This is a genomic window from Paenibacillus sp. FSL L8-0158 (assembly GCF_038592965.1).
Lineage (GTDB): Bacteria > Bacillota > Bacilli > Paenibacillales > Paenibacillaceae > Paenibacillus > Paenibacillus polymyxa_D.
In genome coordinates this window covers 821,157-844,894 of the sequence record NZ_CP151949.1, presented here as the reverse complement: position 1 = coordinate 844,894, position 23,738 = coordinate 821,157, and the positions used below count along the sequence as shown (strand labels likewise).

Annotated in this window: 20 protein-coding genes and 1 riboswitch; of the genes, 4 read left to right on the top strand and 16 right to left on the bottom strand. The window is 48.2% G+C overall.

Annotated elements, in window-relative coordinates; translation table 11 throughout:
* Positions 1-62 precede the first annotated feature (62 nt).
* From NSQ68_RS03770 to NSQ68_RS03745, 6 genes are all read right to left on the bottom strand, one after another.
* A complete protein-coding gene (locus NSQ68_RS03770; protein ID WP_029515768.1) occupies positions 63-305 on the bottom strand; it encodes a hypothetical protein in 243 nt (80 codons plus the stop codon).
* 36 nt (positions 306-341) lie between these two features.
* Positions 342-1,208: an inositol monophosphatase family protein gene (locus NSQ68_RS03765; RefSeq protein ID WP_342428008.1), complete on the bottom strand. Its 867-nt coding sequence runs from the start codon at positions 1,206-1,208 to the stop codon at positions 342-344.
* Positions 1,209-1,382: 174 nt separating this feature from the next.
* Positions 1,383-2,384, bottom strand: coding sequence for a UV DNA damage repair endonuclease UvsE (gene uvsE, locus NSQ68_RS03760; RefSeq protein ID WP_342428007.1), 1,002 nt, complete (start codon positions 2,382-2,384; stop codon positions 1,383-1,385).
* A 141-nt stretch (positions 2,385-2,525) separates the two neighbouring features.
* Positions 2,526-2,849, bottom strand: a complete 324-nt coding sequence (locus NSQ68_RS03755) for a hypothetical protein (RefSeq protein WP_007428793.1) — start codon at positions 2,847-2,849, stop codon at positions 2,526-2,528.
* Between the two features lie 101 nt (positions 2,850-2,950).
* The gene (locus NSQ68_RS03750; protein WP_039270664.1) at positions 2,951-4,039 is read right to left on the bottom strand and encodes a D-alanine--D-alanine ligase; all 1,089 of its coding nucleotides are present in this window, start codon (positions 4,037-4,039) and stop codon (positions 2,951-2,953) included.
* A gap of 71 nt (positions 4,040-4,110) precedes the next feature.
* Complete coding sequence (locus NSQ68_RS03745; protein ID WP_307352935.1) at positions 4,111-5,106, bottom strand: amidase domain-containing protein; 996 nt, start codon at positions 5,104-5,106, stop codon at positions 4,111-4,113.
* Positions 5,107-5,524: 418 nt separating this feature from the next.
* On the opposite strand from NSQ68_RS03745, the gene acnA reads away from it, so the two are divergent.
* Positions 5,525-8,236, top strand: a complete 2,712-nt coding sequence (acnA, locus tag NSQ68_RS03740) for an aconitate hydratase AcnA (protein WP_342428006.1) — start codon at positions 5,525-5,527, stop codon at positions 8,234-8,236.
* 193 nt (positions 8,237-8,429) lie between these two features.
* On the opposite strand, the gene NSQ68_RS03735 is transcribed toward acnA, so the two are convergent.
* From NSQ68_RS03735 to purB, 7 genes are read right to left on the bottom strand one after another with little or no spacing between them, the layout of a single operon-like run.
* Positions 8,430-9,560 carry an alpha-hydroxy acid oxidase gene (locus NSQ68_RS03735; RefSeq protein ID WP_342428005.1) on the bottom strand — a complete coding sequence of 377 codons (1,131 nt, stop codon included), beginning with the start codon at positions 9,558-9,560 and terminating at the stop codon, positions 8,430-8,432.
* Between the two features lie 18 nt (positions 9,561-9,578).
* The gene (locus NSQ68_RS03730; RefSeq protein ID WP_342428004.1) at positions 9,579-10,955 is read right to left on the bottom strand and encodes an MmgE/PrpD family protein; all 1,377 of its coding nucleotides are present in this window, start codon (positions 10,953-10,955) and stop codon (positions 9,579-9,581) included.
* On the bottom strand, positions 10,946-12,097 hold the full coding sequence (locus NSQ68_RS03725; RefSeq protein ID WP_307352512.1) for a M20 peptidase aminoacylase family protein: 1,152 nt from the start codon (positions 12,095-12,097) through the stop codon (positions 10,946-10,948). Before NSQ68_RS03725 ends, NSQ68_RS03730 begins: the two co-directional genes overlap by 10 nt.
* Positions 12,084-12,872 carry an amino acid ABC transporter ATP-binding protein gene (locus NSQ68_RS03720; protein ID WP_342428003.1) on the bottom strand — a complete coding sequence of 263 codons (789 nt, stop codon included), beginning with the start codon at positions 12,870-12,872 and terminating at the stop codon, positions 12,084-12,086. The genes NSQ68_RS03725 and NSQ68_RS03720 overlap by 14 nt, the downstream gene beginning before the upstream one ends.
* Positions 12,873-12,883: 11 nt before the next feature.
* Entirely contained in the window at positions 12,884-13,555 is a 672-nt protein-coding gene (locus tag NSQ68_RS03715) for an amino acid ABC transporter permease (protein WP_307352508.1), read from the bottom strand.
* A gap of 25 nt (positions 13,556-13,580) precedes the next feature.
* A complete protein-coding gene (locus tag NSQ68_RS03710; protein ID WP_342429062.1) occupies positions 13,581-14,360 on the bottom strand; it encodes an amino acid ABC transporter substrate-binding protein in 780 nt (259 codons plus the stop codon).
* A gap of 10 nt (positions 14,361-14,370) precedes the next feature.
* Positions 14,371-16,209 carry an adenylosuccinate lyase gene (purB, locus tag NSQ68_RS03705; protein WP_307352506.1) on the bottom strand — a complete coding sequence of 613 codons (1,839 nt, stop codon included), beginning with the start codon at positions 16,207-16,209 and terminating at the stop codon, positions 14,371-14,373.
* Positions 16,210-16,486: 277 nt separating this feature from the next.
* On the opposite strand from purB, the gene NSQ68_RS03700 reads away from it, so the two are divergent.
* Complete coding sequence (locus NSQ68_RS03700; RefSeq protein WP_342428002.1) at positions 16,487-17,584, top strand: iron-containing alcohol dehydrogenase family protein; 1,098 nt, start codon at positions 16,487-16,489, stop codon at positions 17,582-17,584.
* Between the two features lie 41 nt (positions 17,585-17,625).
* Complete coding sequence (locus tag NSQ68_RS03695; protein WP_342428001.1) at positions 17,626-18,813, top strand: aminotransferase class I/II-fold pyridoxal phosphate-dependent enzyme; 1,188 nt, start codon at positions 17,626-17,628, stop codon at positions 18,811-18,813.
* A gap of 157 nt (positions 18,814-18,970) precedes the next feature.
* Here the strand turns inward: NSQ68_RS03695 and NSQ68_RS03690 are convergent, their stop codons facing one another.
* Positions 18,971-19,807: a YitT family protein gene (locus NSQ68_RS03690; RefSeq protein ID WP_029515776.1), complete on the bottom strand. Its 837-nt coding sequence runs from the start codon at positions 19,805-19,807 to the stop codon at positions 18,971-18,973.
* Positions 19,808-20,315: 508 nt separating this feature from the next.
* Here NSQ68_RS03690 and NSQ68_RS03685 point away from each other — a divergent pair.
* A complete protein-coding gene (locus NSQ68_RS03685; protein ID WP_010348453.1) occupies positions 20,316-20,468 on the top strand; it encodes a hypothetical protein in 153 nt (50 codons plus the stop codon).
* Positions 20,469-20,590: 122 nt separating this feature from the next.
* On the opposite strand, the gene thiC is transcribed toward NSQ68_RS03685, so the two are convergent.
* The gene (thiC, locus tag NSQ68_RS03680; protein ID WP_342428000.1) at positions 20,591-22,435 is read right to left on the bottom strand and encodes a phosphomethylpyrimidine synthase ThiC; all 1,845 of its coding nucleotides are present in this window, start codon (positions 22,433-22,435) and stop codon (positions 20,591-20,593) included.
* A gap of 188 nt (positions 22,436-22,623) precedes the next feature.
* Positions 22,624-22,736, bottom strand: a riboswitch (TPP riboswitch).
* A gap of 155 nt (positions 22,737-22,891) precedes the next feature.
* Positions 22,892-23,635: an IclR family transcriptional regulator gene (locus NSQ68_RS03675; protein WP_039270658.1), complete on the bottom strand. Its 744-nt coding sequence runs from the start codon at positions 23,633-23,635 to the stop codon at positions 22,892-22,894.
* Between the last annotated feature and the right edge of the window lie 103 nt (positions 23,636-23,738).

Genomic DNA, 23,738 nt, shown 5'->3' with positions numbered 1-23,738 from the left:
TCCTTTATAACATACAAAATACCCCATGCCTTGGTCATTCGGCAAGAGGTATTTGCATTTGCTTAGCGTTGATCGGTTGGTTTCGATTTGTCCGCCTTGCTCATGTATTCGTCGTATCGGTCATCAAGTTCCCGTGCCATACTCCGATATTTACGCGTCTCCTCAACAATGGGATCGATATGAGTCTGAACCCGCACCTCATATTTAGGGCTGAGCCGTTCCCGCTTTTGGGCCTCATTCTCACGAATTTCGCCTTCCGTCAGCAGTTCACTAAGCTGGCGTTCCAATTCTTCGGATTGGCTCATCGCCATTTCCTCCTTTAGGTGATGGTCTACGTAGAATTATAACCCGGTTGCGTCTGCTTCTTTCAGCACTTGAATAAGTTGAGAATGAATAGCTGTATTCGTAGCTGCAATATGCCGTACACTCAGGTCATAAGGTCTGCCCAATGTATCGGTAATGGTACCACCTGATTCCTGCACCAGCAAAGCGCCCGCTGCTACATCCCACGCATTCAAACCAATTTCGCAATAGGCCGATAGCCGCCCCGACGCCACGTAAGCCAGATGCAATGCTGCCGAGCCCAGCGCCCGAATGCCGCGTACCTGAGGTGTAAGAACCTGGGCAATTTTCATATTTAGCGGTTGTGCATACGTACGATCCGGCGGGAAGCCGATGCACACCAGACTATCTCCCAGTGTTTCTTCTCTTGATGCTTGCATGCGATTGCCATGTACATATGCGCCTTTTCCTTTTTCCGCTACAAACATTTCATCACGGGACGGATCATAAATAACCCCGACAATCACCTCTCCACGATGGGCCAAGGCAATAGACACACTGTAATACGGCAGACTGTGTACAAAATTAGTCGTGCCATCTACCGGATCAATAATCCATAAATATTCCTCTTCACGGGCAGCCTCTAGTGCGCGGGCCGAAGCTTCGGCTCCCGGCTCTACACCCTCTTCACCCAAAATCGCATGATCGGGAAAATGGGTCAAAATCAGTCTGCGGATCATCTGCTCTGCACCTTTATCTACCTCGGTCACTAGATCCGTAGGAGACTGTTTGGTATTCAAATGTTCAACAGTTCCCAGCCTGCTCTTAATCCATTCCCCGGCTTTGGATGCCGCGTTAATAGCCACGGCAGTATAGCTTTTTCCTGATACGATATAGGGAACCTTTTCGTTTTCATGTTCGTTCAACGTGTTCACTCTACTTTCTATATCATTGTTACGTGGTTTACGAAGCTGGCCTATAGCACAGTCTCTTAACCATCTCTGTTTCAGTACAAGTTTGCTAGTTTACACATTCTAGTATACACAATAAACTGCATAAAGTTTCCCCAAATGAGAGCTTTATCCGCAAAATACTACTTTCTAAGGCATAATTTCTACGGAAGCCCCATTCAGCACTTTGACCCCATTATCTTCCTGAAGGCGCAGTTCATTCATCAATCCGAATAACGCTTCATCCTTAAGTTTGGCTTCAAGCATGACATCAATCCGATCCGTATATCCGGCAATATTACGCAAAAAGGTAAGCAATGGCTCCACCAGAACGCCGTCCGCATGGCCCCGAGGGTCTTTTTCACTTTTGGGACTGGACGCATGGATTTTGGGCGGCAATGGATAATCAGCAGAAGATCCGGCTTGGGCCAATTCCCCTTTCCAGGTATCCAAAATATCTGGCCATAGCTCCCACGGCTTTTCCCCCTCATTATTCACCCATTGATGATGAATATCGAGAACCATCGGTAACCCCGTCAATTTGCAAGCCTCCAGCGTTTCCACCGCATTGAATGTTTTATCATCATTTTCAAGCGTTAACCGTTCTCTTAACGAAAGATCCAGAGCACTAACCTGCTCTACAAAACGCTGGCCTGAGGTCACCTTATCTCCGTATGCACCACCAATATGAATATTGTTCTTGGCTTCGGCACCGAGCCCCATGGCCTCCAGCATCGCTTTATGGTACTTCAAGTCATTAATGGAGCTCTCCAACACCTCAGGACGGGGAGTGCTTAACACTGTAAAATGATCGGGGTGAAACGATACCCTCATCCTATTCGCCTTGACATAGTTCCCAACCTCTGCAAAGTCAGCAGCGAGCGCCTGAAACGGGTCCCAATCCCGCAGATCCTGATGGGTCGCGAGCGGAATCAGCTTGGATGAGAAACGATAGACCTGAATATCACTCGCGCGATTATGGCGCAGCAGTCTCAATGTATTATGGAGATTTTCGGCTGCGATCCGTTCTAGCTTGCGGATCGCAGCTTCCCGGTCTCCAATCTTGTTAAAGCTGGCCATCGTCATGGTTTTAGAGGGGGATGCATTTTGCACGGTAACCGACATGGCTACATAACCTAACCTTACGATCATAGGGTGTCTTCCTTTCAGCAGTTATCGCAGTAGATGGTAAGGCCGCTTTCGTTCTGTGACCTAAAACCCTTTTCTACTGATCATACCCGGAAAAGCACCTGCTGATTCGGCGTTATCGCACAAATTGCAAGAAGCAAACAGCTAGGATTGCTGCTGTGCTCCAAAAAACATTTCATCCGCCAATGCGGTCTGAATTCTTGATTCCTCTTCATTCAGCTTACGAATGAGGATCATTTCAACTTCGGTCACTTCATCGCCCTGGAAATTAATTTCGGCGATACAGCCCACAATCTGCACGATGGCTACTGCCACGTTGTCCACGCTGTAAGCGATGACCTTCTGGCCTGTTGGAAACACGCGCAGCCCGGATTTAACCATTTTGCCACGTCCGTATTCCAGCAGTTCGTAAAGTTCTTGTTCGCTCTTGAATTTGCACACGGAGTTAAATTCAGTTTGAAAGCCCATGTGTAGCCGCCACCTTTCATCATTAAGGGTTTAGTGAAATGCTCAAGTATGTGCCATATATATGAACAAAAAGGAGAGTGATCAGCTCCCCTTTGTTTCGTTTATGAGTTCTCGTAGTGCAGTGCCGACCTGCGCTCATAACGCTCCAGTGCAAGAGCAATCATGCGGTCCAGCAGACTTGCATAGGATACGCCGGTTTCTCTCCACAGTAATGGATACATACTGAACGGTGTAAAACCAGGCATCGTATTCACTTCATTAATAAGGATATGTCCGTCCGAGCGTCTGACGAAGAAATCGGCACGGGAAATCCCGCAGCCTTCCAGCGCGCGGAATGCTTGCAATGCGGCTTCACGAATCCGATCTGCCACTTCCTCATCCAACGGTGCCGGAATGAGCATTTCTGATTGGCCATCCGTATATTTGGCAGCATAATCATAATAATCACTCGACGATACAATTTCACCGGGTACCGAAGCAATCGGCTCGTCATTGCCAAGTACGCTGACTTCAATCTCCCGGGCATCGACGTACTCCTCGACAATCACCTTCAGGTCAAATTGCAAAGCCAGATCTACAGCCTTTTCCAGCTCTTCTCGGTTGCTGGCTTTGGAAATACCGACACTTGATCCCAGATTGGCCGGTTTGACAAAGCAAGGATAGCCTAGCTCGGTTTCCATATTACGTACCAGATCATGACTGGTTTGGGCCCACTGTGTACTATTAAAATAACAGTATTTCACTTGCGGCAATCCTGCATGCTCAAACAGCTTCTTCATGACGCCTTTATCCATACCTGCTGCCGAAGCCAGCACTCCTGCACCGACATAAGGCATATCCGCCATTTCGAACAGACCCTGAATCGTTCCGTCCTCGCCAAAGGTGCCGTGCAGCAACGGAAACAGCACATCCAGCGTCTGCTCTCCGTATAGCTTGCCGAACAACGTATCTAATGCCGCCTTGGTGCCGCCCTCTGCGCGTTCCAGCTTCAATTGCTCTACAGAAGCCAGAGGAGCACTTAATAGCGCCCCTCTACGCCAATCGCCAGCCTTCGTAATATAAAAAGGAATAATCTCGTATTTCTCATAGTTAAAAGCGTTCATTACCGCATACGCCGTTTGCAGCGAAACCTCATGTTCGCCCGATTTGCCACCGTACACCAGCCCTACGGTCAATTTTTGATTTGCCATGCCTATCCTCCGCTTTCCTGCTTTCGTCATATGACTGATTTGCGTCACTATACCTGTATCCATCATCTCATTTAAAAATAGTCGGCGATGTGATAAAAGCGATATACCGTGTTGTCCGTCCACGCATACGAATTTTTATAGTCCCAATAACGATGTCTGGAGCTTACCGTATGCGCATTGACTAGCGGCATGCCGCCCGCATCAAAGGCCGTTACCACCGTGCTGTGCTGGAAGGTTCCGTCACCATCCCAATCGTAAAAAATGACGTCCCCCAGCATGAGCTGCTCCGGTCGATTCACCTGCTCAGCAGTCAAACCCCATGAGCTTGAGCCCAAATACCGCTCCAGACTGTTGGAAACTGCCCAACTGTAGCTCCACAGCTCACGTCCGGCGACCCGTCCTTTATACCACCAGCCCGATTCTCTTTTACCAGTATAGTGGATCGGTGCTCCCCCTGCAAAGAGGCATTGCGAGATATAATTGGTGCAATCCACATCAAAACCTTCAAACTCCGGGTTAAAGCTATCCCACCACTGATCTGCATAAGCCGCTGCTTCTTCACGGCGATATCGGCTGGGACGTGCCGATGTGCCAAAGCCCAGCACTCCCCGATTCAGCAGCGGCAAACTCCCTCCCTGATTAAACGAAGCCTGCTCAAAAGGGACCTCTCCCCCCGCTGGCTTCCTTTCTGCCGGATCGCGCTCAATTCTTGCTACCTGCCAGGCCTCACCCTCGCGTGTGAACGTCAGACGCTCCCGTTCAATCCGATCCTCCCGGTGAGTCATCCCGCCCTTCTCATAAAAGAGTCGGACATGCAGTTGTACATCTACCACAGCCTCATCCGGGGTATCCTGCACCATTCGTAGCGGCTTGGCGCGTGTCTCGCTGCGTAGGGGAACAGCGTCCCGTTCGTTGTACCACTGCTCCAATCTGGCTGCACGTGCCGCTCGTTCCATCCGCTGCCCCACCTCCAGATACTCATCCGGCTGCGGTACACCATTGACTTCACTGCGATTGTATTGATTCACGTAAGCAAAAAGGGCCTGTTTCCATTCCCGCTCCCCCATCCCTATCCCTCCATATTCGTCCCGCTATCCTTTTCCGGGGATAACCGGAATGATGTATAACTTCCTTTCTTGCATAACTGGTCTGATGCTCTCTATCTATAAGTATGAATCTCTAAAGCTTGGTATGAACATCGAAACGCGAGGGAGCGAAACGTTTTATTTTCCAATCTACAACACATCATTTAGGCCAAAAAAACTTTACGGAACTGCCTGAAAACGGTATACTTAATCCAAAAGCAATAATTTTGAAATCATGTTTCATCTAATGAAACAAATTGCATTCATCACAACCTATAACACGTAATGAACCACTGAAGATGTAATTGAGAACGCAACCAATTTAAACCAACTGTGCAAGACGTCGAAAAAACGACATCCCTATTTTCCCCCAAGCATCCACTTCAAGGAGGTAATACTTATGTCAGGAAAAGATCAATTCTCCATTGCCCGTAGTCTCGAAGTTAACGGTAAGCCTTATCGCTACTATAGTCTTAAGGCACTGGAGGAACAAGGAAAGAGCGGTGTTGCCAAGCTGCCTTTCTCCATTAAAGTGTTGCTGGAAGCCGCAGTTCGCCAATTTGACGGACGCGCCATCACTGAAGAACATGTACAGCAGCTGACAGGCTGGGCTGAGGATCGGGATACCAATAAGGAGATTCCATTCATCCCTGCACGCATCGTGCTTCAGGATTTTACCGGCGTTCCGGTGGTTGTCGATTTGGCTGCCATGCGTGATACGGTGAAAAAAGCGGGCGGTGATCCGAAACAAATCAATCCGCTCGTCCCTGTCGATCTCGTTATCGACCACTCGGTCATGGTCGATGCTTTCGGTACCAGTGATGCGCTGGATTACAATATTAATGTAGAGTTTGAACGTAACGAGGAGCGGTACCGTTTTCTGCGCTGGGCGCAAACGGCGTTCAACAATTTCCGCGCCGTACCGCCATCCACCGGTATCGTTCATCAGGTCAATCTGGAGTATCTCGCCTCCGTTGCCGCCACCAAAACCATTGACGGTGAAACGGTCGTCTTTCCAGATTCCCTCGTAGGAACTGACTCCCATACCACGATGATTAACGGGCTGGGTGTTGTAGGCTGGGGTGTCGGCGGAATTGAGGCAGAGGCGGGTATGCTGGGGCAGCCGCTGTATTTTGTCACTCCTGATGTGATTGGCTTCAAACTGACAGGTAGCCTCTCGGAAGGCTCCACCGCCACCGATCTCGCGCTCACTGTTACACAAATGCTGCGTAAAAAAGGCGTAGTCGGCAAATTCGTAGAATTTTACGGGCCGGGTCTGGCTAACATCAGCTTGGCTGACCGTGCGACGGTTGCCAACATGGCACCGGAATACGGCGCAACGATTGGCTTCTTCCCGGTCGATGCGGAAACGCTGGCTTACCTGCGCAGCACTGGACGTTCCGATGAGCAAGTAAGCCTCGTAGAGGAATATTACAAAGCCCAAGGCATGTTCCGCACATCCGATACACCGGACCCTGTGTTCAGCGATACCATTGAATTGGATCTAGCTTCGGTTGTACCGAGTCTCGCCGGGCCCAAACGTCCGCAGGACCGTGTTGAGCTTAGCCGCATGAAAGAAACGTTTGAAGGCATTATTCGTACCCCGGTGGACAAGGGCGGCTATGGACTGAGCGATGAAAAAATCGCACAGAAGATTCCGCTGACCCATCCGGACGGCTCCACCAGCGAGTTGGGTACTGGAGCAGTCGTTATTGCGGCTATCACAAGCTGCACGAATACCTCCAATCCAAGCGTTATGCTCGGTGCGGGCTTGCTGGCCAAAAAAGCAGTGCAGCGCGGGCTCAAAAAGCCAGGCTATGTTAAAACAAGCTTGACCCCAGGCTCCCTCGTCGTAACGGAATACCTGCAAAAAGCAGGATTAATCGGACCGCTCGAAGCCCTCGGCTTCCATGTGGCAGGCTATGGCTGCGCGACCTGTATCGGTAACTCCGGCCCACTTCCTGACGAAGTGAGTCAAGCCATCACAGACCATGATTTAACGGTTGGCGCAGTTATTTCCGGTAACCGGAACTTTGAAGGCCGTGTGCATGCGCAGGTCAAAGCCAACTATCTCGGCTCACCGCCACTGGTTGTCGCTTATGCACTGGCAGGTACAGTGAACATTGATTTGGTGAACGATCCGCTCGGTTACGATCAGGACAATCAGCCAGTCTACCTGAAAGATATCTGGCCCACTTCCGAGGAAATCAAGGAAGCCATCAGCCTGTCTCTCAGCCCGGATATGTTCCGTCGCAAATACGAAAATGTATTTACTGCCAACGAAAAGTGGAACTCCATTCCAGTTCCTGAAGGCGAACTGTATGAATGGGATGAAAACTCAACTTATATTCAAAACCCGCCGTTCTTTGAAGGACTTCAGGATGGCGTACAGGATATCAAGGAAATCCGCAATGCCCGTGTGCTTGCCCTGTTGAATGATTCGGTCACGACGGACCATATCTCACCAGCAGGCAACATTGCCCCTTCCAGCCCGGCAGGACTGTATTTGAAGGAGCATGGCGTGGAACGCAAGGACTTCAACTCCTACGGCTCCCGTCGCGGTAACCACGAGGTCATGATGCGCGGTACATTCGCCAACATCCGTATCCGCAACAATGTGGCTCCAGGCACCGAGGGCGGCGTGACCAAATACTTGCCAACGGATGAGGAAATGTCCATCTATGATGCATCCATGAAATATCAGGCAGCCGATCAGAACCTGATCGTCATTGCTGGTAAGGAATATGGCACAGGCAGCTCTCGTGACTGGGCGGCCAAAGGTACGCTTCTGCTGGGCGTTAAGGCTGTCATTGCCGAAAGCTTCGAGCGGATTCACCGCAGTAACCTGGTCGGCATGGGTGTACTGCCTCTGCAATTCCAGGAAGGCTATGGCTGGTCCAGCTTGGGCCTCAATGGTCGCGAAACCTTCGACATCCTCGGCATTAACAATGACGTGAAGCCTGGTCAAGAGCTTACGGTTGTGGCTAAACGCGAGGATGGCACGAAGTTCGAATTCCCGGTAATTGCCCGTTTGGACAGCACCGTCGATATCGACTACTACCACAACGGTGGTATTCTGCAAACCGTGTTGCGTCAAATGATTCAAGAGTAGAGAGCGTATAATTAACGAAATCCCCTCCAAATGCAGTGGAAACTGCGAATTGAGAGGGGATTTTTTATATGCTTTAAGCATTCAGATGGGTATATTAACAGAATTCAAGTGTTCCCACATACTGATTCTGAATGTCATATTTAGTTCATAATTTCCACGTTCGACTTGAGGTTGGCATGGGTGCTAAAACTCTCTAGGTATCTCGGAGGTTACAGGAGCAGGTGAAGGAATGGTGCAGATTTTCTCTGGATAAGTGTTTCATATTTGCTTCACCGGATAACCTTAGGGCAGAGATTAGCTGCGACTTATATTGCTCGATAACCTGGACTACCCCTTCTTCCCCGTACGCCGCCAAACCATAAATATACGGCCTTCCGATGGAAACGGCATCCGCCCCCAAAGCCAGCGCTTTATATACATCTGTACCACTTCTGATGCCGCCGTCCACGATAATAGCGATTCTATCTTTAACCGCGTCAACAATGGGCGAAAGGGACTCCAGAGAGGATATTGCCGCATCCAGTTGTCTTCCACCGTGGTTTGATACGATAATCCCTTCAAATCCCAGCTCGGCGGCTTTTTCTGCATCTTTCGGATGCTGTATGCCTTTTAAAATAATCGGCAGACTGGTGATTTTCCTCAAACGGAGAATATCATCCCAAGTCATATGATCCCTGCGTTTATTGTTTTGAATTTCTTTTATAATATTTTCTTCCGTCCATTCCGTGACCAACGCTTGAAATACAGGATCTTTACGAAAATTGGCTCCGCCTCTGGTTGCTCTCACAGGCGAGAAGTGATGAACAAAGCTGCTGCTTCTCCATCCCAATACGCCTGTGTCCACGGTTGCGACGATCGCTTTATATCCGGCTTGCTCCGCTCTTTTCACCATGCTAAAGGTGAGAGCTTCATTGGTTGACCAGTAGAGCTGGAACCAGTTATTTCCTTGCGGCGTGTGTTCGCTTATTTCTTCCAAGGAATAATCGGAAACCGTACTTGCGATATATGGGACACCCGCCTTTTCGGTTGCCTTGGCAGCGGCAAGCTCTCCTTGCGGACACGCAAGCTTTTGGTAGCCGACCGGCGCTAACAGAATTGGAGCTTGTATAGGTTGGTTCAATATGGAAGTACTTATTTCCACAGAAGATACGTCCCGCAGCACGCGCGGAATAATCGCCCATTGACGAAACGCTGTTTCGTTCGCAAGCAGTGTCTCTCCACTTCCCGATCCGCCTCTAATATATTCAAAAGCACCGCGTTCCAGTTTTTCTGCAGCCAACGCTTCCCAATCCTTGTAAAAGACAGGCATTTGGTTCCTGGTCATGATTTTCCTTCTTTCCAGCTATAATAAGGAGAGCAGCCCGGAAACCGGATAGTCCTCCAAGCCATCGACATATTGCAGGATTCGGCGTGAAGCCTGGTCGTTTTGCAGGCAGGTCTTCAGTTTGTATTGCATTTCTTCATCAGTTAACGGCTGCAGGGCCGAACCTTTGGGCGCATCCACACGCTCGCTCCATATTTCGTTGCTGTCTGTTATGATTTCCACAATTGTAAATCTGTCTTTCGGGATACTATTGGGAACAGGTTGAATGACATCGCTGTACCTTCTCTTGATCTTGTTCATGAACATTCGTACATCTTCCGCAATAGGTTGTGTCTGAAAATTTCCAATTGAAAGCGGATAATGCAAAAGAATCAATCCGACAATATATTCTATGCTAAAGCGGCCTTGTTCACCTGTCAGCGGAGTATGCTGCACTAAAGCGGCATCACCGCCTTGGGGGAAAATGATGTTGATTTGCTTGATTCGCTCCTGGTCTATCGGATAGTTAGCCACTAAACGCAAGGCTGCATCCGCTCCATGGTACCCTGCGGAGCAAAAGGGATACAGTTTAAACCATAAACCCGGGTTTGCTATTTTCCATGAGCCATGTTGCCAATGATCCAATAAAAAAGGAGCCGCATATTGTTCGCCTTGTCCGTATACAGCAAAAAAGCCCAGCTCCTGATCCAATCCTGCCGCCGTGCCGCTTAACTGATATTCGGTAAATAAAATCGATTGCAGGGCCGCTTGCGCAGCCAAACCCGCATGCAACGGCTTAGCTTCCGTCCCGAACTGAACCCTTAGACCGCTGGCCTGCGTCGCCGCCAAACCTATCACCCGGCACATTTCCTGATGACTCATGTCTAAAAAATAAGCTCCCGCAACAGCAGCGGCAACGGCTCCGAGTGTACCGGTATTGTGCCAGCCTTTGGCATAATGGTCTTTTCCGATGGCTTGCCCAAGCCTGGCCATAACTTCGACCCCGATAATATAGGAGGCCAAAAGCCTTTTGCCATGCAAATCTTTTTTAGCCGACTTGCTCGCAGCCAGCGAAAAAAGCACCGGCAAAATAACAGTGCTCGGATGGCCGCGAACATCGGAATGAACATCGTCAAAATCAAGCGCGTGGCCTATAAACCCGTTTAAGAGAGTGGCATGAAGCGGCGCTGTTTTCATATTCTGACCGATGACAGGAACAAGTCCCGCCCCTCCGTCCATGTCCAAATGCTTTTTAAGCTTCTGGACACTTATATCGCCGCTGGCTGCATGACATGAGGCAATAAAATCAACAAGCCCCATTTTGGCCATATGCACCGCTTCTCGCGAGGCTAGCGGGTCCGCAGCTTGAATGCAGTCAACAAACCCGCTTGTTAACGACAGATTGTTCAGTTCCATTGCTCCAATACCTTCACGGCAAGATGCGAGAAATAATTTGCGGCGACAATCAGAGCATCTTCATTTAGCGAGTATGCGGGATGATGCCATTCCTGAGGACCATCCACACCCATCCATACAAAAAATCCGGGAATGGTTTCCTGATAAAAAGCAAAATCTTCTCCGCCGGGACTTTGCGCGGCATCCACAACCTTATAGCCCAAGTCTTTGGCCGCATCCGTGGCGGCATCCGTAAATCTCCCGTTATTATTCACGCAGGGAAGATAACTGTACCAACGGAAATCCACCGAGGCTCCGTATCCGGCGGCAATCCCTTCCGCAGTGCGTTTCATGAGCACGGGGATACGACTTCGCGCTTCTTCCTGAAAGGTTCGCACGGTTCCTTCCAGCTCCGCTTTGTCCGGAATGACATTCCATGTGTTCCCGGATTGGAACCGCGTCACACTAATAACCGCATTGTGAAACGGACTAAGACTCCGGCTGACAATCGACTGCAGGCCGGAAACAATTTGCCCACCGACCACAATAGGATCGATGCTGTTATTTGGAATGCCGGCATGGCCGCCCACGCCGATCACATCCAACTCAAATTTATCTACACTGGCCATCAACGGACCTTCTTTGATGCCAATTGTGCCGACAGGCAAATCAGTCTTATTGTGCATGCCGAAAATGGCTTTCACCCCTTCAAGTGCTCCGGCTTGGGCAATTACTTTCGCACCTTGGGCGATTTCCTCTGCCGGCTGAAAAATGAATCTGACAGCTCCCTTTAATTGCGACTTTTTTTCTTTCAGCAAAATAGCCGCTCCAATCATAGAGGCGGTGTGAAAGTCATGTCCGCACGCATGCATAACCCCGTCATTTTTAGACACAAAATCCACTTTCGTTTCTTCTCGAATGGGCAGGGCGTCGATATCCGCGCGAACGGCGATGGTCGGTCCGGGAAGCTCGCCCTGGATTTCGGCAATAACGCCCACCTCTAGCGGAAAATCAAGAATTGGAATGCCATTGTCCGCCAACCAGCGTTTAATCCTTGCAGTCGTTTCATGCTCCTGCAAGGAAAGCTCCGGATGCTCATGCAATTCTCTGCGGTATGCGACTAGCTTTTGCTGTAATTGTTTTTGATGATCAGAAAGTGCCACTGAACGATTCCTCCCTCGGTTCCTCTTCGCTGCCAGCTGCTCGGCCGCCCAGCTGCTGCAAAAATTGTTTGGTACGCGGATTTACGGATTGCTCAAAGATTTGCGCTGGAGTTCCCTGCTCGACAATATGGCCGTCAGCCATAAAAATAATCTTGTCGGCGACTTCCTTCGCAAAGGCCATCTCATGGGTGACAATGATCATCGTCGTGTTTCTTTTCGCAATGTACCGGATTACCTGCAATACTTCCGCCACAAGCTCCGGGTCCAACGCGGAGGTCGGCTCATCAAACAAAATCGCATGGGGATCAACCGCCAATGCCCTGGCAATGCCGACACGCTGCTGTTGTCCACCGGATAAGGTAACCGGGTAGTTGTCCTTTTTATCCACCAGGCCAACCTGCTTCAATAAATCGAGCGCTATTTGACTTGCAGCTTCTTTTTTCATTTTTTTGGCGATCACTAAAGATTCCGTAATATTCTGTAGAGCTGTTTTATTCTTAAACAAATTATAATTCTGGAACACCATCGCCGTTTGCTGTCTTAATAAATGCACTTCTTTCCCGGAAAATTTTTCAGCATTTATCCTGGCGCTTCCGATTTTTATTTCCCCCTGATCAGGAGTTTCCAATAAATTCAGACACCGGAGCAATGTTGACTTTCCTGAGCCTGAAGGGCCAATAATCGCAACGACTTCGCCCTGTTTCACCTCTATATCGATGCCATTTAGCACAACCAAATTGCCAAAACGTTTATGCAGGTTTTTAACCGATATCATTCGTCAACCTCCTATTGTTGATAAGGCCGGTTAATTCTTTTTTCTGCCACGCGCTGAAGTGACGATACTCCAATAACAATAAACCAATATAAAAGCCCGACTGCCAAATACGTTTCAAAAAATTTGAAGCTTTCCGCCGCCATCATTTTGGCTTGGGCAAACATCTCGGCCACACCCAACGTAAACGCCAGTGCCGTTTCTTTAATAAGCGTAATAAATGTATTCCCAGTGCCGGGTAGCGCGTTACGCGCCGCCTGCGGCAGGATCATCCGGCGGTAGGTTTGGAATTTCGTCATGCCAACCGATAAACCTGCCTCCAATTGGCCTTTATCAACCGAATTCAGCCCAGCTCTGAAAATTTCCGCTAGAAATGCCGCTTCTTTTAAACTCAAGCCAATCAGTGCGGCCGTTAATGCCGTCATACTATTAAAAGCGGGAATTAACTGCGGCAGCCCAAAGTAAAATAGAAATAGCTGCACCAGCATCGGGATCGCCCGAAAAAATGAAATATAGACAGCCGCAAGCTGTGTGAGTACAGGAATGCGGCTGTTTCTTATAAGTGCCACTATTAAACCTAGGATACTTGCCATTATCATGGCCGATACGGCCATGATAATGGTTAAGGGTAAATATTTAATAATGTTGGGAAATACGGACAACATATATTCAAAATCAAAATCCATTGGAGAGTACACCTCAAGACTTAGTTTATTGTGTTACATCCTCACCGTAATATTTTTTCGAGATTTTTAGTAACGTTCCATCATCGCGGAGCTTTTGGAGTTCAGCGTTAAATTCCTTCAACAGCTTATCGCCCTGTTCCGTTCTGGCAAAAGGAAAGGCTACATCATCATGTGAAATCGGATCGCCCACCAGTTTGAGTGGAAGCTTGCCTTTGGCAATCTCGGCCAGAAGCGTGGTGGATGCGTTAATATATCCGTCCACCTTGCCCGTGATGACTTCATTCATGGCAGATTCACGCGTTTCGTATGTTTTTAAAGTAACCTCGCCTTTGGTGTCCCAGGCTTTAAAATTTTTCACATTGTTGGACCCCAAAACGGCTGAGATGGTTTTTCCTTTTAAATCATCCAAAGTATTAATTTGATTATTGTCTGCCCGGACAGCAACCTGTGTGCCAAGGACTGAGTATTTATCCGTAAAGTTGTATACTTTTTTTCTTTCATCGGTTACGGCTACGTTATTGGCGATCGTATCCAGCTTCCCTGCTTCCATTTGACCCATCAATCCGGAAAAATCCGTCAATGTCCATTCCACTTTATAGCCAAGGTTCTTGGCTACAGCCTCCAGCACTTCAACATCATAACCGACCAGTTTATCTCCTTCTTTAAAGGAGTTTGGAAAGCTTTGTCCTGTCGCCCCTACTCTGAGCACTTTTTCTCCGTTTGAGCTTGTTCCATTGCCGCAAGCCGCCAACACGACCAGCAACATTCCTGCGATCATAATACCAAGAAACTTTTTCATCTTAATCCCCTCTGCTTTATATGTTTTGAGTTACCTTAGCTGCCTGCAGATCCTTTTTAAAGTAAACCGTTGTATGACCTCTGCCCAAATCCTTGGTGCCGATTTTGTGATACCCCTTGCTTTCATACATGGCAGACAGCCATGGGTGATTTTCCGCCGTGCCCAATGTAACGGCCGGGCTTTTTATATCGGACGTTATTTTTTCTTCAGCCAATGACAAAATCTTCGATCCAATTCCTTGCCGCTCATTGGCCGGATCTACGGCCAGCCAGCCGATATGCGGCAGACCGGCAGGACCGGGTTGGCCCCCCCACGGTAGCCTAATGGCGACAGTTGCGATCATTTTCCCGTTTTGCTCCAGCACATAACACAAGTTATGGGTGATATGCTTTTTTACCAAATCCAGATCAGCATGTGCCGCAGCAAAATTTATCCCTAAATCCCTTATGGGTTGGTAAGCTCTTAATGTCAGGTCGAGCAATTCTTCCGCATCATCAAGAACCGCCAGACGGAAATGCTGCTTCAACAGCACTTGATCCACTTTTTCAATCGCGGAGCCCAGATAGGTTTCAGGATTTAACAGCTCTTTTATTTTCGTTTCATCCAGCACCTTAGCGACTTGTTCATTGGCAACCAACACATCCTGAAACGGTTTATGCTCTTCAATGGCCTTCATCGACAGCTCATAAATAAGCTCATGTGCAGTCTGCTTCCCGTAACTCTCCGCCAATGCAAACATAACTCTTTCCGATAATAGAAGACCGCCTTGCAGATTTAAGTTTCGAAGCATATTATCGGGTTTTACGATCAGACCCTGCAAAACCGTTTTGGTCGATAACAGTTGAGCAGACAGATAGATGCAGATTTCCGGCAAGGCAATCCATTCGCCCCGCCATGACATAGCATCCCGTTCATGCTCAACGATAAGGGAATCCTGAATAAGGGACACGCTATGGAGAATCGGTCTTGTCAGGCTTGCTATCCCCTCTAGCGCTGCCGGATTCCGTTTATGGGGCATCGTTGTGCTGCCAATCTTACCTATTGCAAAAGGTTCTTCAACTTCATCAATCTCCGACCGCATCAGATTATAGAATTCATTGGCAAGCTTGCCTAATGTACCGCTGATTAACCCGATAACACTGGCGTACTCCGCGATTCTGTCTCGCGACGAATGCCAGCAAATCTCCGGCACGGACAAACCCAGTCTTTGTAGAGCGTTCGCTTCGATTTCAGGCCCTTTAGGACCAAAAGAAGCAAATGTCCCGACTCCGCCTGCAATAACACCGGTAAATGTCCGGGCCTCCAAGCCTTTTAACCGTTCAATATGGCGGTTTACTTCACTCAACACCACGGATAATTTAAAGCCAAAGGTTGTCGGCAGACCCTGCATGCCGTGAGATCGGCCGGCCATCGGCGTACTTTTGTATTTTTCGGCAAGCTTGGCAAGCTCTCCCGCAACCTCTTTCAACTCCGAAAGGATAAGGGCATGCGCCTCTTTTAATTGCAGTATGGTTCCTGTGTCCACAATATCCTGGGTCGTTGCTCCAAAGTGGACATACTCTCCATCCTCGCCACATAATGACTGCAACGCTTTTATGGTTGCATTTAAAGAGTGCTTTGCCTTTGCCGCTTCACTTGCGATTTCAGCAAAATCCACAAATTCAGCCTTCGCGTTTTTGGCAATCGTTTCGGCGGCACTCCGAGGGATAATCCCAAACTCCCCTTCCGCTAGAGCAAGAGCAGCCTCCACATCAAAATGCTTTTGCAGCCGGTTATGCTCCGACCAGATGCTGCGCATGTCAGCTGTTCCGAAATTATTTCTTAGTAATACCATATCTATTACATGGGAGCTCATCGCATTTCTTCCTTTCCGCCTAGTCTGCCTTTTCGTGTTGGACTACATTACCATGCATAGCAAAGCCCAATCCATAGTTAACGCATATGTTTTATCGATTTAAAGTATTACTATAATATATAGTTCAAGCTTTAGCATGTCAATAACTAAAATACGTAATTCTGTTAGGGGGCGCTTTAAGAAATAATTGACATAAATTTGCGAACAAAGTATATTTCTCATAATATCAATATTATTCCTCCCTATTAACTAGGAATATAATGGAGGTAGCGTCATTATGGAATCAACTGTCGTTTTGAAAGCTGGTCCCCAGGAATACTATCACAGTAAAGGGATATTGAATCAATTGCCTCAATTGATTTCCGAAAGAAAGCTCAACAGATTATTTGTCATACATGGAGAAAGATCGCTTCAGGCTGCCCTGCCTTACTTGCCTTCGCTGGAAAATTTAGGGATTCAATATGAGAAATATAATGGTGAATGCTCTCTAAACGAGATTAAGCGAATCTCAGCTATTGCCAGGCAATATAAAGCGGAAGGATTAATGGGGATCGGCGGAGGAAAGGTGGCAGACCTTGTAAAAGCAGTGGCCTATCAACTGCAAATTCCGGAAATACTTGTTCCGACACTTGCTTCCAATTGCGCCGCATTCAGTGCCGTAAGCATTATTTATAATGATGAGGGGATTCATGTTGACAGCTTGTCTTTCCCGAAAGCAACAAATCTTGTCCTGATTGAACCGGAGATCATTTTAAACAGCCCTGTTGAATATACGGTTGCCGGTATCGGCGACACTCTCGCCAAATGGTATGAAGGCGTGTCCCGTTTGAATCAGATACAGACCAAAACCATACCGATGCAATTGAGTTTCGAAATGATGCACAAATGCAGGGAATTTTTATTCGAGTTCGGGGAACAATCCATCAAAGACGCGCAGACCGGAAAATTAACAGATGCCTTTATAAATGTTATTGATACGAATATTGCCGTTGCTGGCCTCGTTGGAGGCTTCGGAAGTATATTTGCCCAAAGCGTTGGCGCACACGCCTTCTTTAATGCTGCGACAGCTATTCCCGGAACGAATACGATTTTACACGGATCTCTTGTAGCGTTCGGAATTCTGGTTCAATTAGCTCTTGAAAAGAAAACAGACGAGCTGAAGTCGATCCTTCCTTTTTATAGAAAAATAGGCCTCCCAACAACGCTGCAGGATATACATTTGGACGATTCCAACACGGAAGCTCTGCGGCTGATTGCGGCAAAAATGACGTCTGAAACATCGAGAATTCACAGTTTGCCGTTTAAAGTCACCGCTGATGATGCACTATGGGCGATCCTGACAGTGAACAGGATTACAAGCAGCTACAGTTATTAAGGTACACATTGCTTCTAGCCATCAGCAGAAAGGAAAAAAGTATGTTTGTTTTTGAGGAGTCCACGCGGCTGAAATCCCTGCCGAGAAAGTACATGTCCAAACAAGCGGAAGCGATTGCCAATTATGAAAGACAAGGAATTGATATTATTAATCTTGGAAGAGGAAACCCGGATTTGCCTACTCCTCAGCATATTGTGGATAGCTTGAAAAAGGCTGTTGATGTGGAGAGCAACCATGGATATCCACCTTACAATGGGAAAAAGTCTTTAAAACAGGCCATTGTTGCATTCTACAAACGTGAATACGGCGTGGATCTTGATCCGGACACCGAAATTGCCATTTTTAACGGGTCTATTATCGCCGTTGCTGCTCTGCCGCAATGTCTTTTAAATCCAGGCGATACCATCATGTTTCCTGAGCCTGCCTTTCCGATGTATTATTCCGCGGTTAAATTAGCCGAAGCCCATCTTTACGGTTTGCCCGTGAAGGAAAAAGATGGATTTCTGCCGGATTATAGCGCGATTCCGGTAGAAATCGCCAACCGTACAAAATTGTTGTTGTTAAATTATCCGAACAATCCGACAGGCGCTGTGGCAACAAGTCATTTTTTTGCGGAAACCGTTCAATTTGCCAAAAAGCACAATATTCCCGTTTTTCATGATATGGCTTACGGGTCCATTGGCTTTGACGGACACAAGCCGCTTAGCTTACTGCAAACGAAAGGAGCCAAAGAAATAGGCGTGGAGGTTTACACCATGTCAAAGGCATATAATATGGCCGGCTGGAGAGTGGCGTTTGCCGTTGGAAATCCATCCATTATCGCAGGCGTTAACCGCTTTGTTGAACATGCTTACGGTAACGTGTTCGGAGCGGTTCAGGATGCCGCCGCCGCTGCCTTAACAGCCGACCAGGACTGCGTCCGCCAACTCACGGATATATATAACAAAAGAAGAGATACATTAGTAAACGGACTGAACAAAATCGGCTGGCATGTAAGGCCTTCCGCGGGCACCTTTTTCGTATGGGCGAAAGTCCCGGAGGGGTATAGTTCCGAACAGTTTTCCGCCCTTTTATTGGACAAAGCTCATGTTGCCGTTATTCCAGGTGAAGCTTTTGGTCAGCATGGCGGCGGATATGTTCGCATTAGTTTGGTTACTTCGGAAGAAAGATTGCTGGAAGCCGTGCAACGGATTAAAGACGCCAATATTTTAAGATATCAGAAAGTATAAACTTCGTAGGATCAGCGAATTGAAAGGGTTCTCGCGGTCGTTTGCAGGAGCTGCTGTTGGGCAGGCGTTCAAAGGGAGGGACAACAGCAAAAAAGTCGATCCCTCAGGACCGACTTCCTACCCTATTCTCCTATAACCTTACCTTCGCGCACGCGAGTTACTTCGAAATATCCAGAAAACCCTCTCCGAATACGTCTCGCACGTCATGAATGGTGATAAACGCTGCTGTGTCGATGGCTTTCACTATCTTTTTGAGCGCCGATACCTCTTGTTTACTAATGACGATATACAGCACTTCTTTTGGATTTTTAGTGTAATAACCGTGGCCTGACAGGACAGTAACTCCACGATCCATTTTCGTTATGACCATCTCGGCAATTTTATCTTGGTGCTCCGAAATGATCATGACGGCTTTTTTCGGGTTTAGTCCTTCGATCATGAAGTCCATCACCTTCGTACCAACGTACAAAATAACGATAGTGAGCATCAATTTTTCCGGGCCAATAATAAAATAGGAAGAGAATGCGACAATCAAATCAAAAAACAGCAGGCCATAACTGATATTCCAATCTAAATACTTGTTGGCAATCCGGGCTAAAATGACCGTTCCCGCCGTTGTGCCACCTACCCGTACGATTAAGCCAATGCCGACCCCCACCAAAACTCCGGCAAAAACGGCATTAATCGTAGGCTCATGCGAATCAATCCGCCAGTTGACCGTTAAATGTAAAAACAGCGAGTTAAAAGCGACCGCAATGATAGTGTACAAGGTCGTTCTCTTGTCCAAAAATTTATATCCGACAATCAGCAGCAAGCCATTAATCACCAGATTAACGATTGAGGGAGACCACTGAAACAGGTAGTACAGGATGATTGTGACGCCTGTAACGCCCCCCTCGCCAAACTCATTCGGGATCACAAACAGATTAACAGCTAGCGCGAAAAAAAACGCACCCAGAATAATAAATGCGATGTCTGCAATACATTTTTTCATATATGCTCTAATCCTCTCTCTAACATTTCAAAGGATGAATCGCCAGATCGATTGGCTGACTCTTGTTGTCAAAATACGCTGACAACCAGTTCATGGTATCTACTACCAAACATAAAGTCAATACAACTTTGACACTTTAATTCGCCACCAGACTGCCTCAATCCTGACTTGAGGAGTCCGCAAAACCCTCCTTTTACAAGGTTATTCGACAAAAAAACACAATCCCGACTACTAAACTAAGAAAACGGGCCTCTAGCCCTTGTTTTAGACCTAGGCACATTTTCCCCTAAAACGACCATCCTCCTAATCGGCATTTTGGACACACATGACCATCTTCCTGTTTTATGTCAAAAGCGTTTTACTTTGAAAAAATGTGGGTATAATGATTGAAACATAACCAAGCAACCTACATAGCATTACGACATCAAGTACATATAAATAGTCCTATACAGACGTCCTAAGCAACTCAATCTGAATTTGACAATATGGAATTGGAGGAATGATCTACATGAATACGATGAACTTAACCGTCCACACCCTGATGCCCTTTCACCACCAATACCAACGTGCCAACGCGGTGAGTATGCAGAAGAAAGAAGATAGCTCGGAGAAGAAGCTCAGCTTTCAGGACATTTTGAATGAAAAAATGGGTAAAAAATAAGGCGCCGTTTATCCGGTTGCATGATCCCGCTTTACATAAGCCAAAAAGCCGTAGTTTCCTACATCGACTGTAGAGAACCACGGCTTTTTTAATTCATTTGTTCCTAAACTCACACATTCGTTTTACTGACCACCATCCCGATACTGCTCTGCCTTCTCACGCATCCCGGCGGCTACTGCTTCTTCGGTGTTCAGCCCCTTATCCGCTGCATAGGCGCGAATGTCCTGCGTGATGCGCATACTACAAAATTTGGGGCCGCACATCGAGCAAAAATGTGCTTCCTTGGCTCCCTCTGCCGGTAGCGTTTCATCATGGTAGGACAAGGCCCGCTCGGGATCAAGCGACAGATTGAACTGATCCCGCCAGCGGAACTCAAAGCGTGCCTTGGACAAAGCATCATCCCGCTGCTGCGCCCGTGGATGGCCCTTCGCCAGATCGGCAGCATGTGCCGCAATTTTGTAGGTAATGACACCCTCACGGACATCATCCTTATTCGGCAGACCCAAATGCTCCTTAGGCGTAACATAGCACAGCATGGACGTCCCGAACCAACCGATCATCGCCGCCCCGATGGCTGAGGTAATATGATCATATCCGGGGGCAATATCCGTCGTGAGCGGTCCCAAGGTATAGAAAGGAGCTTCCTTACAAATCTCCATTTGTAAATCCACATTCTCTTTGATTTTATGCATAGGGACATGTCCCGGTCCTTCAATCATGACCTGAACATCATGCTTCCATGCGATTTGCGTTAACTCACCCAACGTTTCCAGCTCAGCAAACTGTGCTTCATCATTCGCATCATAGATACTACCCGGACGTAGACCATCCCCGAGAGAAAAGGCCACATCATAGGCTTTCATAATTTCGCAGATTTCTTCAAAATGTGTATACAAAAAATTCTCCTGATGGTGCGCAAGGCACCAGGCTGCCATGATCGACCCGCCCCGGGATACAATTCCCGTCATTCTATTCGCCGTCATCGGAATATACCGCAGCAATACACCCGCATGAATTGTAAAATAGTCCACTCCCTGCTCCGCCTGCTCAATCAGCGTATCGCGATACAGCTCCCACGTCAGCGCTTCTGCTTCGCCGTTCACCTTTTCAAGTGCCTGATACAGCGGCACAGTCCCAATGGGTACAGGAGAATTCCGAATGATCCATTCACGTGTGGTATGGATATTACGGCCTGTGGACAGGTCCATAACTGTATCCGAGCCCCAACGCACAGCCCAGGTCATTTTCTCCACTTCCTCCTCGATGGAGGAGGTAACCGCAGAATTACCAATGTTCGCATTGATCTTCACGTGAAAATGACGCCCAATGACCATTGGCTCACTTTCCGGGTGATTGATATTCGAAGGCAAAATGGCTCGTCCAGCCGCCAACTCCTGCCGTACAAACTCAGGCTCCACCCCTTCGCGGATCGCCGCAAATTCCATTTCGGGCGTAATGATCCCTCGCCGTGCATAATGCATTTGCGTCACTGTACGACCTTGCGAAGCACGAAGCGGACGGTTGGTCACGCCGGGAAATTCCACTATCTCCCGTTTGGAACCAGGTTTCAGTCCATTATCCTCCGGCTGGACGGCGCGTCCCTCGTAAGCCTCCACATCGCCCCGTTCCAGTGCCCACGCTCGCCGTAGTGGAGGCAGACCCTGACGGATATCGACCTGATAGGCTTCGTCAGTCATGGGACCGCTTGTATCGTACACACGCAATGGCTCATGATGCTCTATGCCCTGCGGCGTATGTGTAGGATGGAGAGCAATTTCCCGCTCTGGCACGGCAATGTCCGGCCGCGAGCCTTGAATATATACCTTACGGCTCCCTGGAAAGGGCGTTACCCCACTGGCTTGCTCCCCGTTTGTTCTCTCTACCTCAACTTCCCTTGTTCCTGCCAACCTTACTTCTGCTGATTTCAATTCTGTTCCTTTTATTCCTTCTACTTCTGTCGGCTTCATTGTCCATTCCTCCCGTTTCGCTGAAATGACACACCGATCCGGAACCATTCCCAGGGTGGCGCTGATCTATGCAAAAAAGCCGGTTCCCCAGGGAACCGGCTAATCTAACGAGGCAGCTATCCAGAGCGTGCACATGTGGAATAAATCCTATTCCAATGCGTCACCGTAGACAGCAGCTGCGTATACATTTCAATGGCCGATTACTTCCCTACGCTGGTATGATCCAGATCAGGTGCAAAGGGTCCGGAATCTTGCACGATTCCATCTCAGCCCGGCATTACAGGCTCCCCCAGTAACTGTGATACTTCTATTCACATGAGGCGGACATAACAGACATTCCGCCATCCTTATCAGACTACTTCAAATTTATGGCTTTGGCAACCCTTCTAGGCTCCATTTAGCAAGGAGACGCTCCTCATCAAGTCACTTTGCTTGCTTCAACTGTATTCATTCTTGTTACGGGAGCATAAGCCCCATTTCCTTCGCCGCCTCGATCAAAATCGGAGCAAAGTCATGTAGCGTCTCGGGTGCAAGCCGACTGACCGGACCGGATACAGATAAAGCCGCAGTGACCTGTCCCTTCCGGTTCACAATTGGCGCAGCCACAGCAGCAGCCCCAGGCTCCCGTTCTTCATAGCTGGTCGCATAGCCTTTCTCGCGAATGTCCTGCAGCTGGGCTTTATAGACCTCCGCGTCTACCGAGGGCGGCCATTCATTCCCGCTTAGCAGGGCTTCCAGCTCCTGCGGCGGCATAAAGGCAGCCAGCACCTTGCTGGAGGCCCCTACAGCCAGCGGCATACGCGCACCTACAGGCGCAACCCTGCGGATCGCCTGATTGCTCTGCACGGCTTGTATGCGAATACGCATGCTGCCGTCCCGTAAATACAAGCTGACCGTCTCGCCCAAACGGTCACGTAGTCCTTCCATTGCAGGCTGTAATAACACCGCCGGCTCGTCACTTTGGGACAAATGCGTGGATAGCTCCCAAATGCGGAAGCCAAGTCGATATTTTTCCGTTTCGGCATTCCGAACGACAAAGCCCCGATCCTCCAACGTAGTCAGCAGCCGATGAACCGTGCTTTTATGTAGACCAATTTTGGAGGCAATCTCCGTTAGGCCAAGATCCGAATCTGCGGTAAAACACAGCAATATATCAAGTGCACGCTCTACAGCGCGAACGGTTAATTTACGGTCTTCCATCGTGAACCGCTCCTCTTGTATCCATATTCGTTTCACACTATGAAACATGGTTACATAAATTATATAGAATAGTCGCGGCTACTGTAAACTGATGTTTTTGTGA